Below are 14,502 nucleotides of genomic sequence, written 5' to 3'. Positions count from 1 at the left end.
CAGGATTAGATGAAAAAGCAAAAGGTCAACAAGTAAAATACACAGTCGAGGAATTAACAAAGGTCAAAGGTTATACAACACATGTGGATAACAATGATATAGGTAACTTGATTGTAACGAATAAATATACGCCAGAAAAACCGAATAAACCAATCTATCCTGAAAAACCAAAAGACAAAACACCACCAACTAAACCTGATCATTCTAATAAAGTTAAACCAACTCCCCCAGATAAGCCATCAAAAGTGGATAAGGCTGATCAATCTAAAGATAATAAAACCAAACCTGAAAATCCTCTAAAAGAATTACCAAAAACTGGTATGAAGATTATAACTTCATGGATTACATGGGTATTTATAGGTATATTGGGATTGTATTTAATTTTAAGAAAAAGATTTAACTCATAAACCATTATAATTATTTTTATAGATATGGCTATTCCTAGTTCTATGTATAATACATGATATTAATAGGTCACTTTTAATCTGTATGTAAGCAGACTAAAAGTGGCCTTTTAAAAAATAAAAAAATCTGTTAACGTGTTGTTAACGGTTAATAAGCACATATTTATTTTAAATTTTTTAATATACGAGACATCTCTTCAATTTTACCAGCATGAAGTGGGATGTGAATGGCATTTAATACTAATAACTCTTCTAAGTTATTACAACCGACAATTGGCTGTTTCAATTCAATTGCTAAATCATCTTCAGTTAGATTTCGTGCACGTTCAGGTAAAGTTTGGAGACCTTCTAAAATCCTTTCAATACTCGGTACTTCATCCTTCCATTCATCTGGAGACGAACCATTTCCGAATAAAGGTCTATAGATATTTAAATCAATATTCTCTTTACCAGCAACAGCTAAGGCCGATTCAAAAATTGTTAATACATGACCAAATTGCCAATGAATGGTATTAGAAAAAGGCTTATGATAATCATCAAGTACCTTTTCAACTTTCCAAGCATCATACACATTTACTAAATATCCTAACCCCATATCAATGACATCAAATACTGTTTTTGTAGTCATTATTAATTCCTCCCCCATAAATAAAACATACTTCCGTAAGTATTACCCTATTAACAAAGTTGTTAGTCATTTAAGGAATGTATTTTATTGGTGTACTTATAACTATTCCGTTGTGCCCAGGGCTAGGTGTAAATCCTCATCATTAGAAATAGCTTCAATGGCTGCAGTCAAACCTGCAACTATCTTTTCTAATGGCATAGATGGTGTATCGGGTTTACCAATGACCTGCTCTGGTACGTATGGCACATGAATAAATCCGAATCGTAGGTGAGGGTAATGCTTATCTTGTAAATAACCTAAGTGATAAAGTACGTGATTACATACGAACGTACCTGCGCTATTTGAAAGTGCTCCAGGAAGTCCTTGATTAATAATACTTTGAGTCATTGCTTTAACTGGTAAATTTGAAAAATAAGCTGGCGCACCGTCTAAATGAATGGCTTGATCAATAGGTTGAAAATCATCATTATCTGAAATACGTGCATCATCAATATTAATGGCGACACGTTCTGGGGTAATGGCATTTCTACCACCAGCTTGTCCTATAGCTAGTACAACATCATAGTGATTAGATGCCAACGTTTTATTTATAATAGTATCTACTTTCTTAAAAGAGGTTGGTAGTTTTAATTTATCGATGGTATGTGTGCCAATAATATTCTCTAGTTGAGTCACAGCTTCCCAAGAAGGATTAATATCTTGATTGTCAAAAGGCGCAAACCCTGTTACTAAAATGTGCATTTTAAGACACCCCGCAGTATTAAAATTTAATTTAGTATAACATGCGCATAATTAAAAACATATCAGGTTATGCATGCGCATAAAAAACAGCCTTGAAAAACCTTTATAAATCGGATTTTCAAAGCGTGTTTTGAAAGGTATTTTATTAAAACTAAGCATGTTGATGTAAATCATCAAAGTTTGTTAAACGTTGTTGCCACTCATTATCACTAATATTATTCGCTTGAACATAACGATTACGCTCATGTTTAGCACAATCATAAGAGCATGCACCTAAATATTTAGCTTCGTTTTCTTCGGAAACTAATATTTGTTTATTACATTCTGGGTTAGCGCAATTAATATAACGTTCACATGGTTTGCCATCAAACCAATCCTTACCAATAATTGTTTTTTCAACTTGGTTGATATCAACACTGATACGGTCATCAAATACGTACATTTTACCGTCCCAATATTCACCTTTTGTTTCAGGATCTTTACCATATGTAGCAATACCGCCATGAAGTTGAGCTACATCTTCGAAACCTTCTTTTAAAAGCCATCCAGAAAATTTTTCACATCGAATGCCACCAGTACAGTACGTAACCACTTTTTTATCTGCAAATAACGCTTTATTCTCTTTAATCCAGTCAGGCAAATCTCTAAAGCGCGTGATATTTGGACGAATTGCACCTCGGAAATGACCCAAATCAAATTCATAATCATTACGTGCATCAATAATGACTGTGTCATCATCTTCAAGAGCTTTTCTAAATTCTACAGGTGATAAATATTGGCCAGTTGTGTGTCTTGGATCGACGTCATCTTCTAAATCTAAAGCAACGATTTCTTTTCGAGGACGTACATGCATTTTCTTAAAAGCATGTCCTTCAGCTTCATCAATTTTAAACACCATATCTTTGAATCGTTCATCGGCATGCATATGTGCCATATATTGTTCGGTTTCTTCTTTTGTACCAGATAATGTGCCGTTAATACCTTCTGTAGAAACAAGAATTCTACCTTTTAAATGGTGTGCTTTACAAAAGGCTAAGTGATCCTGAGCAAACTGTTCAGGGTCATCAATCGTCGTATATTTATAATATAAAAGAACTTGATAGTTCATAGGTTAATCTCCTTCTAAAAACATGTTATAAGCATGTTAATTTTTAAAATAAAGCGTCAATACGCATATTTGTCTACGTCCTTCATTTTAACAGAGTTGTATTGTCATTCAATATTTCTAGCTTGAAATCAGCCACTAGACCGATAAAATAGATAAATGAAACCGTTATCATTTGATTTAAATGTTTCCTTGTTTAAAATAAAAATGATAGTTAAAACGAATGAAATGAAAGGAATGATCATGATGTCACAACAAGATTTACCTACATTATTTTATAGCGGGAAGTCTAATAGTGCTGTTCCAATTATATCTGAAAGTGAATTACAAAAAATTACAGCTGAACCATGGCTTGAAATTTCCAAAAAAGGATTGCAATTAGAAGGATTGAACTTTGATCGGCAAGGACAACTATTTTTATTGGATGTATTCGAAGGTAATATTTTCAAAGTCAATCCTGAAAGGAAGGAAATCAAACGACCTTTTATAAGTCACAAAGCGAATCCTGCAGCAATCAAAATACATAAAGACGGCCGATTATTCGTTTGTTATTTAGGAGATTTTAAATCTACAGGAGGGATTTTTACAGCTACAGAAAATGGTGACAACATACAAGATATTATTGAAGATCTTTCAACAACATATTGTATTGATGACATGGTATTTGATTCTAAAGGTGGATTTTATTTTACAGATTTTAGAGGATACTCTACCAATCCACTAGGAGGCGTTTATTATGTTGCGCCGGACTTTAGAACAGTGACGCCTATCATTCAAAATATTAGCGTAGCAAATGGTATTGCTCTAAGTACAGATGAAAAAGTACTATGGGTAACAGAAACTACAGCCAATCGATTACATCGCATTGCACTTGAAGATGATGGTGTGACGATACAACCATTTGGAGCTACTATACCGTACTATTTTACAGGTCATGAAGGACCAGACTCATGTTGTATTGATAGTGACGATAATTTATACGTAGCAATGTATGGTCAAGGTCGAGTGTTAGTTTTTAATAAAAGGGGTTATCCAATAGGACAAATATTGATACCAGGCCGAGATGAAGGGCATATGTTACGTTCTACTCATCCGCAATTTATACCTGGAACAAATCAACTCATCATTTGTTCCAATGATATAGAAATGGGCGGAGGATCTATGCTTTATACAGTTAATGGCTTTGCAAAAGGTCATCAAAGTTTTCAGTTTCAATAAGACCTACCTGAATGAAAGGCGTCTTAATATAAGTTTAAATCTTAGCAATTTTTAATTTAGAAGTTAAATATAATTTGCTTCAATTTGTAAAATGAAGTTTTGTATAACGTAAATAGGCAATATTTAATATAAGAAAGTATAAAGAAGAATTTTCTTGATTATTTCTAATGAAGCCAATGCCAATTTAATAAGGAGTTGTTTATTTTGGCTATTTATATTTTTTGTACAATACTAGTTTTAGTCGCAGTTGGAGCACTTTTGACAAATAGAATAAGGGATAAAAAAGATAAAAGGCTAGATATTTTATCTAGTGTATTACTTTTAATTTCATCAATAACATTGTTACTTTATGGTGTTATTATCAATTAAGTTAAATATGATTTTTAATTTAGAAGTTAAAAAATGCCAACTATACCTAGGGATGATATAGTTGGCATTTCGTATATATATTAAAACAATGAGGATTGTGTAATGAGATTATTCTGAGATTGAAAATTCAGCTGATGCTTCGAATTTCACATCTTTACCTAGCATTACTCCACCAGTTTCAAGTGCTTGGTTGAAGTTAATGCCATATTTTTCTCTATTGATTGTACCAGTAACAATAATACCTGTTACTTGAGAACCATCCATAGGATTCTTACTTACTCCGTTGAATTCAACGTCGAATGTTTCTTCGTTAGTGATACCTTTAATTGTTAAATCACCAACAACTTTGTTTTCTGTAATTGATTTTGTCACAAAAGTGATTTTATCAAATTCATCAGTACCAAAGAAATCACCAGATTTTAAGTGGTTATCACGTGCTTCGTTTTTAGTGTTAATTGAGCTTGGAATAATTGTTGTAGTAGCTTTCAAAGTACTGAAGTCATTAATATCTCCTTCAACAGCTACATCAAATTGATCAAATGAACCTTTCACTTTAGAAACCATTAAATGTTTAATTTGGAATTCTAAACTACTGTGTGCACCATCAAAAGTAAAGTTAGTCATAATATAAAACCTCCATATTTTTATCTCTTAGATATATTTTTTATACTTGATATACATACAATACCACCTAAAAAACAAAGATGCAAGCATTTTATTTCGAATTCGAATATTTTTCTGTGATGTATTTAAAGAATGACCTATAAAACACCACACTATTGTTATACCCTAGTCAATTAATTCAAACATAAATAAGTGTAACCAACGTTCAATAAATTTAGCAGAAAGGCTTAAATTCAAGCGAGACAAAGCTATGGACGACATTATCAATCAAGGAGATATTGTGTTTTATAAATAAAATACTATGACATTATCTAAAAAATAAAATTAAAATACCAACAGTTTCTTAAAAAGTTATGAGCCACATAATAAAAATGTTATAATTGTGCATAATAAAACATAGGGAGAATGTTTAATGCATAAAAAATATTTATTGCTATTTTTTCTGTTATTATCAGTTGCATTGTTATATAGCTGTTCCAAGCAAAATGAGAAAGCTCAAAATAAATATGTTAATCCAAATGAGTATGCAAAGCATAAATCGAAAATGGATGAACATTGGGAAACATATCACGGCCAAGTTTATCATGTGTTTTATCACCCATTAATTACAGACCCAAAAGTTGCGTTTACAGGAGATACACACCAAGCTAAGGGCAACAATGATTGGATGATTACTGTAAGTGAATTTAAAAAATCATTGAACGAATTATATAAAAATAATTACATCATCGTTAATCCACATGATGTATACGACTTATCATCTCATCATGTAAAAGCCAAAAAAATAAAATTGCCGAAAGGTAAAAAGCCACTAATCATCTCAATTGATGATATGAATTACTATAGTTACATGAGACACCATGGTTATGCTGACCGTTTAGTACTCGATAAAAATAAACATGTTGTTTCTGAAACGACAGACTCAAAAGGCCATGCTACTTATTCTGATGACAATGATATCGTGCCAATTTTAAATAAATTTGTAAAAGAGCATCCAGATTTTTCTTTAAATGGTGAAAAAGGTGTTGTTGCTTTAACCGGTTATGAGGGCGTATTAGGTTATCGCACGAATGAATTAACGAGTAAAGATTATACAAAGAATAAAAAGGCAGTTGAGGAAGTTGTTCGCGCAATGAAACGGGATGGATGGTCATTTGCGAGTCATTCATATGGTCACATTAATTTTGAAAAAACATCTTTAGAAGGTATTAAACGTGATACTAAAAGATGGAAAGATGAAGTTGAACCAATTGTAGGTAAAACAGATATGTTTGTATTTCCACATGGCGCACAGGATAGATATACACAAGCGTATGATTATTTGGTAGATGAAGCAGAGTTTAAGTTTATTGCAGGTGTCGGTCCAAACAATTTTACAGATATATCAGCAACGAACGTTTACCAAGATAGGGTTGCGATTGATGGTCTAAACTTATTTGAATTTAAATATAAACTCAAACCGTTTTTTAATCCTGAAAATGTATATAGTAAACAAGATAGACAATTCTTTAAAGGTAATCGGGATTATGAAGAATAGTTAAATTTAATAAAAAGATAGAAAGAAAATAACTTTACATAATAAGGCAAGGACAATATGTGCAAGAAGTACAACTTCAATATAAAAATCTTGGTTAAGCATTTTTATAGGCACAAATGTCTTGCCTTTTTCTTTTGTAAAAATTTAAAAACAATACACCGAATTTTCTGAAAAAGGTTGTAATGTATTGCTAAAAATGATAAGTTATTAATCATATTACACTTTAGTGTGGTAGAGAAGTAAAGCGAACAACGAAAATACCAAGTGATATTAAATACAGTATTGAAAGTAAAGGGTGGTCGAGTGAATAATTCAGAACAATTAATTGCGTTAAAAGAATCGGAAACAGCATTTTTAAAATATTTTAATAAAGCGGATTATGAGTTAGTTGATTTTAGTGTGGTTGAAAAGTTGGACTGGAAACAATTGAACCATGAGGATTTGCAGCAGATGGGTGAGCGAAATTTTTGGCAACATGAGCATCAAATTTATGCACTTCGAAATGATTTTACAGATCAATTATTGCGTTATTACTCAATGTATCCAACTGCAGCAACAAAAGTGGCATACACAGGTTTAATCATTCGGAATAATGAAGCGGCTGTACAAGTGGGTTTGGAAAACTATGCACCATCATTAGCGAATGTACAACAGAGCTTAAAGCTATTTATTCAGTTTATTCAACAGCAGTTGAGAGACAACGTGCATTTTGTTGTATTGGGACATTATCAATTGCTTGATGCCTTGCTCGATAAATCGTTACAAACACCAGACATACTATCAATGATTGAGGAACGTAATTTATCGGGATTGGTTACATATTTGTCGACTGAACATCCAATCGTGCAAATCTTGAAAGAGAATACGCAACAACAATTAAATGTATTGGAACACTATATTCCAAATGACCATCCAGCACTCGTTGAATTAAAAATATGGGAACGTTGGTTACATACACAAGGTTACAAAGACATCCATTTAGATATTACTGCGCAGCCACCTAGATCCTATTACACAGGTTTATTTATTCAATGTCATTTTGCTGAAAATGAATCTCGAGTTTTAACAGGTGGTTATTACAAAGGAAGCATCGAAGGGTTTGGATTAGGATTAACACTTTAAGTAAGGGAGTATGCACAATGTTAAGAATCGCCATAGCAAAAGGGCGTCTAATGGATAGTTTAATTAACTATTTAGATGCAATTGAATATACGACATTATCAGAAACATTAAAAAATAGAGAACGCCAATTATTATTAAGTGTAGATAATATTGAATGCATTTTAGTAAAAGGAAGTGACGTTCCAATCTATGTGGAACAAGGAATGGCCGACATAGGCATTGTTGGTAGCGACATATTAGATGAGCGCCAATATAATGTTAATAATTTGTTGAATATGCCTTTTGGAGCATGTCATTTTGCGGTTGCAGCGAAACCTGAAACGACCAATTATCGTAAAATCGCAACGAGTTATGTACATACTGCTGAAACATATTTTAAATCAAAAGGTATTGATGTCGAATTGATTAAATTGAATGGTTCTGTTGAATTAGCTTGTGTCGTAGATATGGTAGACGGAATTGTCGACATCGTTCAAACAGGTACTACGCTAAAAGCGAACGGACTGGTTGAAAAGCAACATATTAGTGATATCAATGCAAGATTAATAACTAATAAAGCAGCTTATTTTAAAAAATCACAATTAATAGAGCAATTTATTCGCTCTTTGGAGGTGTCTATTGCCAATGCTTAATGCACAACAATTTTTAAATCAATTTTCATTAGAAGCACCATTAGATGAGTCATTGTATCCAATTATTCGCGATATTTGTCAGGAAGTTAAAGTTCATGGAGATAAGGCTTTGAAAATGTATAATCTAACATTCGATCATACGAAAACAGATCATTTAGAAATTAGTCATGAACAAATTAAAGCAGCATTTGACACATTAGATGAAAAAACAAAACAAGCATTACAACAAAGTTATGAAAGAATTAAAGCATATCAAGAAAGTATTAAACAGACGAATCAACAGTTAGAAGAATCAGTGGAGTGTTATGAAATATACCATCCACTAGAAAGTGTGGGTATTTATGTGCCTGGTGGCAAAGCAAGTTATCCATCAACGGTTCTAATGACAGCGACTTTAGCACAAGTAGCAGGTGTAGAAAATATTGTTGTTGTGACACCACCTCAACCTAACGGAGTATCCCAAGAGGTATTAGCTGCATGTTATATTACGCAAGTTAATCAAGTGTTTCAAGTTGGTGGTGCTCAAAGTATTGCTGCATTGACTTATGGAACAGAAACGATACCTAAAGTTGATAAGATTGTAGGTCCAGGTAACCAATTTGTTGCATATGCCAAAAAATATTTATTTGGACAGGTAGGTATTGATCAAATTGCAGGACCAACAGAAATAGCACTGATTATTGACGACACCACAGATTTAGATGCCATCGTATATGATGTATTTGCGCAAGCAGAACATGATGAATTAGCACGTACATATGTCATTAGTGAAGATGCGCAAGTCCTTAAAGATTTAGAATCACGTATTGCTAAAGCATTGCCTAATGTGGACAGATACGACATTGTTTCTAAAAGTATCGCTAATCAACACTACCTTATCCATGCTAGTAATTTTGATGAAGCATGCCATGTCATGAATACAATCGCGCCTGAACATGCGTCGATTCAAACAGTAAATCCTCAACCATATATTGAAAAAGTGAAATATGTGGGTGCATTGTTTATTGGACATTATTCGCCAGAGGTCATAGGAGATTACGTTGCAGGTCCAAGTCATGTATTACCTACAAATAGAACAGCTAGATTTACCAATGGGTTATCGGTCAATGATTTCTTAACACGGAACACGGTCATCCATTTATCAAAAGATACGTTTGAACAAATTGCTGATTCAGCACAACATATTGCTCATGTTGAAGCATTATACAATCACCAGCAGTCTATTTTAATACGTCAGTCTTAGGGGAGTGTAATTGAAATGATTTATATTGATAAAAATGAAAGTCCAGTTACGCCGTTGGATGAAAAAACAATGACGTCTATTATTAGTGCAACGCCATATAATTTATATCCTGATGCAGCATATGAACAATTCAAGGAAGCTTATGCTAAGTTTTACGGATTATCGCCTGAACAAATTATTGCAGGAAATGGATCTGATGAATTGATTCAAAAGTTAATGCTGATCATGTCAGAAGGTCCGGCTTTAACGCTAAATCCTGATTTTTTTATGTATCAAGCATATGCGGCACAAGTAAATCGTGAAATTGCATTTGTAGATGCAGGATCAGATTTAACGTTTGATTTGGAAACCATTTTAACGAAAATCGATGAAGTACAACCATCATTTTTTATTATGAGTAATCCACATAACCCTTCAGGCAAGCAATTTGATACGGCATTTTTAACAGCTATTGCAGATAAGATGAAAGCATTAAACGGATACTTTGTCATTGATGAAGCATATTTAGATTATGGTACGGCATATGACGTGGAACTGGCACCACACATCTTAAGAATGCGTACATTATCAAAGGCGTTTGGAATTGCCGGCTTAAGATTAGGTGTCTTAATTAGTACTGCTGGAACGATAAAGCATATTCAAAAAATAGAACATCCATATCCATTAAATGTATTTACGCTAAATATTGCGACTTATATTTTTAGACATAGAGAAGAGACAAGTCGATTTTTAACAATGCAACGACAGTTAGCTGAGCAGTTAAAACAAATATTTGATACACATGTTGCAGATAAAATATCAGTATTCCCATCAAATGCCAATTTTGTACTTACTAAAGGTTCAGCAGCGCAACAATTAGGACAATACGTATATGAACAAGGATTTAAACCTCGTTTTTATGATGAGCCGGTGATGAAGGGCTATGTAAGATACTCAATTGCAACCGAACCACAGTTAAACCAATTAGAAGAAATTGTTAAAGAATGGAGCGCAAAATATGATTTATCAAAAACAACGAAACACAGCTGAAACACAACTAAATATTTCAATATCAGATGACCAGTCACCATCGCATATTAATACAGGTGTGGGCTTTTTAAATCATATGTTAACATTGTTTACATTTCATAGCGGTCTGTCATTAAACATTGAGGCACAAGGTGATATCGATGTAGATGATCACCATGTAACTGAAGATATCGGCATTGTTATTGGCCAATTGTTACTTGAAATGATTAAAGATAAAAAGCATTTCGTTCGTTATGGAGCGATGTACATTCCAATGGATGAAACATTAGCACGTGTCGTTGTGGATATAAGTGGGCGTCCATACTTATCTTTCAATGCATCATTAAGTAAAGAAAAAGTTGGCACGTTTGATACGGAGTTAGTAGAAGAATTTTTTAGAGCAGTCGTAATCAATGCAAGATTAACAACGCATATTGATTTAATTCGTGGAGGTAATACACACCATGAAATTGAAGCTATATTCAAAGCGTTTTCCCGTTCATTAGGCATAGCGCTAACTGCAACTGATGATCAGCGTGTGCCGTCATCGAAAGGTGTGATTGAATGATTGTCATCGTTGATTATGGATTAGGGAATATTAGTAATGTAAAACGCGCTATTGAACATTTGGGGTATGAGGTGGTTGTCTCAAATAACCAAAATATAATTGATCAAGCAGAAACAATCATATTGCCCGGTGTCGGCCATTTTAAAGATGCGATGTCAGAGATAAAACGATTAAATCTCGATGCAATATTGGCTAAGAATACTGATAAGAAAATGATCGGTATTTGTCTAGGAATGCAGTTAATGTATGAGTATAGTGATGAAGGCGATGCATCTGGATTAGGGTTTATCCCAGGAAATATTTCGCGTATCCAAACAGAATACCCAGTGCCGCACTTAGGTTGGAATAATTTAGTGAGTAAGCATCCTATGTTAAATCAAGATGTTTACTTCGTACATTCTTACCAAGCGCCGATGTCAGAAAATGTCATTGCATATGCGCAGTATGGTACTGATATTCCAGCTATTGTCCAATTTAACAATTATATTGGTATTCAATTCCATCCTGAAAAAAGCGGTACATATGGGTTACAAATTTTGCGTCAGGCAATACAAGGGGGATTTATAAATGATTGAATTATGGCCAGCGATTGATTTGATTGGGTCAACAAGTGTGAGGTTAACAGAGGGTAAATATGATAGTGAAGAAAAAATGTCGCGTTCGGCTGAAGAAAGTATTGCTTACTATAGTCGATTTGAATGTGTGAATCGTATTCATATTGTCGACTTGATAGGTGCTAAGGCACAGCATGCCCGAGAGTTTGATTATATTAAGTCATTGAGGAGATTAACAACGAAAGATATTGAAGTAGGTGGTGGCATTCGCACGAAGTCACAAATCATGGACTACTTTGCCGCAGGAATTAATTATTGCATAGTTGGAACGAAAGGTATTCAAGATACTGATTGGCTTAAAGAGATGGCACATACATTTCCAGGTCGCATTTATTTATCTGTTGATGCTTATGGAGAAGATATTAAAGTGAACGGATGGGAAGAGGACACAGAGTTAAATTTATTTAGTTTTGTGAGACGGTTATCGGATATACCTCTTGGCGGCATTATATATACTGATATTGCTAAAGATGGCAAAATGTCCGGACCTAACTTTGAATTAACTGGTCAATTAGTAAAGGCAACGACGATTCCTGTCATTGCTTCCGGTGGTATTAGACATCAGCAAGATATTCAACGATTAGCGTCGCTAAATGTTCACGCTGCCATTATAGGAAAGGCTGCACATCAAGCATCTTTTTGGGAGGGGCTAAAATGATTAAAAAACGTATCATTCCATGTTTAGATGTCAAAGATGGTCGTGTCGTTAAAGGGATTCAATTTAAAGGATTAAGGGATATTGGGAATCCTGTTGATTTAGCAATGTATTACAATGAAGCGGGTGCTGATGAATTAGTATTTTTAGACATCTCTAAGACGGAAGAGGGTCATAGCTTAATGCTAGAAGTGATTGAACAGACAGCGTCACGCTTGTTTATCCCTCTTACTGTAGGGGGTGGGATTCAAAGTCTCGATGATATTACCCAATTGTTAAATCATGGTGCAGATAAAGTATCATTAAATTCAAGTGCTTTAAAAAATCCACAGCTCATTAAACAAGCGAGTGATAAATTCGGTAGACAATGCATCTGCATAGCAATTGATAGCTATTATGATCCTGAAAGAAAAGCACATTATTGTTGTACGCATGGTGGTAAAAAGATGACAAATATTAAAGTATATGACTGGGTACAGCAAGTAGAACAGTTAGGTGCAGGTGAGCTCCTCGTTACAAGTATGGGACATGATGGTATGAAACAAGGCTTTGATATTGAGCATCTTGCAAAAATAAAATCCCTTGTAAATATTCCAATCATTGCTTCTGGTGGTGGTGGCAATGCACAACACTTTGTAGAATTATTTGATCAGACGGATGTTTCTGCAGGTTTAGCTGCAAGTATATTACATGATCGAGAAACGACGGTTCAATCTATTAAAGAAGTGATACGGCAAGGAGGTATAGCAGTAAGATGACCAATTACAAAATTGATTTTAGCAAAGGTTTAGTGCCAGCAATTTTACAAGATAATCAAACAAAACAAGTATTGATGTTAGGTTATATGAATCAAGAAGCTTTTGATAAAACGATAGAAGATGGTGTAGTATGTTTCTATTCGCGGTCGAAACAACGTCTATGGACAAAAGGTGAAACATCTGGTCATACGCAACTTGTTAAAGATATTCATGTAGATTGCGACAATGATACTATTTTAATTGATGTCATACCAAATGGACCAACATGTCATACAGGCAGTCAAAGTTGTTTCAACACAGAAGTTCCATTTTCAGTGCAAACATTAGCGCAGACAGTTCAAGATAGTGCCCAATCCAATAATGAAAAGTCATATACAAAATATTTATTAACAGAAGGTATAGAAAAGATTACGAAAAAATATGGTGAAGAAGCTTTTGAAGTCGTAATTGAAGCAATTAAAGGTGACAAAAAAGCATTTGTAAGTGAAGTAGCAGATGAACTTTATCATTTATTTGTCTTGATGCATGCGCTAGGCGTCGATTTTTCAGAAATTGAGGCAGAATTAGCGCGTAGACATCATAAGCGCAATAACTTTAAAGGCGAACGACAAAATATCGAACAGTGGTAAAACAAGTATGGGCTGAGATATAGAGAAAAGGATCATGTCTTATACACTTACAAATATTGTGGAAAACGTGACATTTTCAAGTTTAAAATACGACACCAACATATTTTAACTATGAATGCGGTACTAAAGTTGCGAACGCGTTATAGATAAGTAGTGGATAATCACAATACGAAACCAAAAATAATTTGAAAAGTAAATTGAGCAACTCAGGAATAGATGTCACTGTTAAAGATGTTGAAAAGTATATGAATCGATATAATGAAGTTATGAAGGGAAAAAATGGCGAAAAAGCTAAAAAGTTATATTTGTCGTTACTACCTATTAATATCATAGTTGTCTTTATATTCTTTGTATTTATACTGTGAATAAAAATATATCTAGCCTGAAATAGAAATGTCATAGCCTATTTAAAAGACAATCTCCATTAGAACTAAGATGTGCATCCCGAAAGTTGGACTAAACAACTAACTTTATGGGATGTATTTTTATGCAAATCATCATAAAATCGAGATTAAGTTAAAGTTAGTTCAAGAGTAATTAAACAATAAATTAAAAATAGTAGGATACTTACTTTGAGGGAAGAAAATTAACTGTATATATTTAGTTTAGGAACAAGTATTACGGTTTATCCTGATACAATTATTGTG

The 14,502-nt window shown here is 33.6% G+C and carries 15 protein-coding genes and 2 pseudogenes; 13 read left to right on the top strand and 4 right to left on the bottom strand.

Translation table 11 applies throughout. The features are described from left to right. Window positions 1-407 (top strand): LPXTG cell wall anchor domain-containing protein (locus IDG65_RS14865; RefSeq protein WP_042740728.1); only part of this gene is annotated, 407 nt, incomplete at its 5' end. Between the two features lie 160 nt (window positions 408-567). On the opposite strand, the gene bstA is transcribed toward IDG65_RS14865, so the two are convergent. The 3 genes from bstA to trhO all read right to left on the bottom strand — a co-directional run bounded on the left by bstA (window position 568) and on the right by trhO (window position 2,881). Beyond that, entirely contained in the window at window positions 568-1,032 is a 465-nt protein-coding gene (bstA, locus tag IDG65_RS11995) for a bacillithiol transferase BstA (protein WP_000208915.1), read from the bottom strand. Between the two features lie 102 nt (window positions 1,033-1,134). After that, a complete protein-coding gene (gene pcp, locus IDG65_RS11990) occupies window positions 1,135-1,773 on the bottom strand; it encodes a pyroglutamyl-peptidase I (protein WP_000547821.1) in 639 nt (212 codons plus the stop codon). 151 nt (window positions 1,774-1,924) lie between these two features. Beyond that, window positions 1,925-2,881, bottom strand: a complete 957-nt coding sequence (gene trhO, locus IDG65_RS11985; RefSeq protein WP_001109283.1) for an oxygen-dependent tRNA uridine(34) hydroxylase TrhO — start codon at window positions 2,879-2,881, stop codon at window positions 1,925-1,927. Window positions 2,882-3,124: 243 nt separating this feature from the next. Between trhO and IDG65_RS11980 the strand changes: the two genes are divergently transcribed. Continuing rightward, window positions 3,125-4,096, top strand: coding sequence for an SMP-30/gluconolactonase/LRE family protein (locus IDG65_RS11980; protein WP_200707823.1), 972 nt, complete (start codon window positions 3,125-3,127; stop codon window positions 4,094-4,096). Window positions 4,097-4,573: 477 nt separating this feature from the next. Here IDG65_RS11980 and IDG65_RS11975 read toward each other — a convergent pair whose 3' ends face one another. Further along, a complete protein-coding gene (locus IDG65_RS11975) occupies window positions 4,574-5,089 on the bottom strand; it encodes a YceI family protein (protein ID WP_000181133.1) in 516 nt (171 codons plus the stop codon). 187 nt (window positions 5,090-5,276) lie between these two features. On the opposite strand from IDG65_RS11975, the pseudogene IDG65_RS11970 reads away from it, so the two are divergent. The 11 genes and pseudogenes from IDG65_RS11970 to IDG65_RS15050 all read left to right on the top strand — a co-directional run. Then, window positions 5,277-5,384, top strand: a pseudogene (locus IDG65_RS11970) (GNAT family N-acetyltransferase); the annotation flags it as partial. A gap of 117 nt (window positions 5,385-5,501) precedes the next feature. Further along, window positions 5,502-6,626, top strand: a complete 1,125-nt coding sequence (locus IDG65_RS11965) for a polysaccharide deacetylase family protein (protein WP_000549236.1) — start codon at window positions 5,502-5,504, stop codon at window positions 6,624-6,626. 303 nt (window positions 6,627-6,929) lie between these two features. Beyond that, entirely contained in the window at window positions 6,930-7,748 is an 819-nt protein-coding gene (locus IDG65_RS11960; RefSeq protein WP_001065591.1) for an ATP phosphoribosyltransferase regulatory subunit, read from the top strand. A 17-nt stretch (window positions 7,749-7,765) separates the two neighbouring features. Further along, entirely contained in the window at window positions 7,766-8,380 is a 615-nt protein-coding gene (hisG, locus tag IDG65_RS11955; protein WP_000944140.1) for an ATP phosphoribosyltransferase, read from the top strand. After that, complete coding sequence (gene hisD, locus IDG65_RS11950) at window positions 8,373-9,623, top strand: histidinol dehydrogenase (RefSeq protein WP_000930651.1); 1,251 nt, start codon at window positions 8,373-8,375, stop codon at window positions 9,621-9,623. The genes hisG and hisD overlap by 8 nt, the downstream gene beginning before the upstream one ends. A 15-nt stretch (window positions 9,624-9,638) precedes the next feature. Continuing rightward, on the top strand, window positions 9,639-10,652 hold the full coding sequence (locus IDG65_RS11945) for a pyridoxal phosphate-dependent aminotransferase (RefSeq protein ID WP_052997574.1): 1,014 nt from the start codon (window positions 9,639-9,641) through the stop codon (window positions 10,650-10,652). Next, a complete protein-coding gene (gene hisB, locus IDG65_RS11940) occupies window positions 10,621-11,199 on the top strand; it encodes an imidazoleglycerol-phosphate dehydratase HisB (protein ID WP_000640264.1) in 579 nt (192 codons plus the stop codon). The genes IDG65_RS11945 and hisB overlap by 32 nt, the downstream gene beginning before the upstream one ends. Then, a complete protein-coding gene (gene hisH, locus IDG65_RS11935) occupies window positions 11,196-11,774 on the top strand; it encodes an imidazole glycerol phosphate synthase subunit HisH (protein ID WP_000635622.1) in 579 nt (192 codons plus the stop codon). Before hisB ends, hisH begins: the two co-directional genes overlap by 4 nt. Continuing rightward, complete coding sequence (gene hisA / locus IDG65_RS11930; RefSeq protein ID WP_000571747.1) at window positions 11,767-12,471, top strand: 1-(5-phosphoribosyl)-5-((5-phosphoribosylamino)methylideneamino)imidazole-4-carboxamide isomerase; 705 nt, start codon at window positions 11,767-11,769, stop codon at window positions 12,469-12,471. The genes hisH and hisA overlap by 8 nt, the downstream gene beginning before the upstream one ends. Then, window positions 12,468-13,855: pseudogene (hisF, locus tag IDG65_RS14860) on the top strand (imidazole glycerol phosphate synthase subunit HisF). The gene hisA and the pseudogene hisF overlap by 4 nt, the downstream one beginning before the upstream one ends. Before the next feature lie 185 nt (window positions 13,856-14,040). Continuing rightward, window positions 14,041-14,220 carry a hypothetical protein gene (locus IDG65_RS15050; protein WP_001805641.1) on the top strand — a complete coding sequence of 60 codons (180 nt, stop codon included), beginning with the start codon at window positions 14,041-14,043 and terminating at the stop codon, window positions 14,218-14,220. Window positions 14,221-14,502: the final 282 nt, after the last annotated feature.

This window comes from Staphylococcus sp. EG-SA-17, assembly GCF_017151845.1.
Classification (GTDB): Bacteria; Bacillota; Bacilli; order Staphylococcales; family Staphylococcaceae; genus Staphylococcus; species Staphylococcus aureus.
Note: the sequence above shows the minus strand (reverse complement) of the source record. Positions and strands in the feature narration are given on the sequence as shown.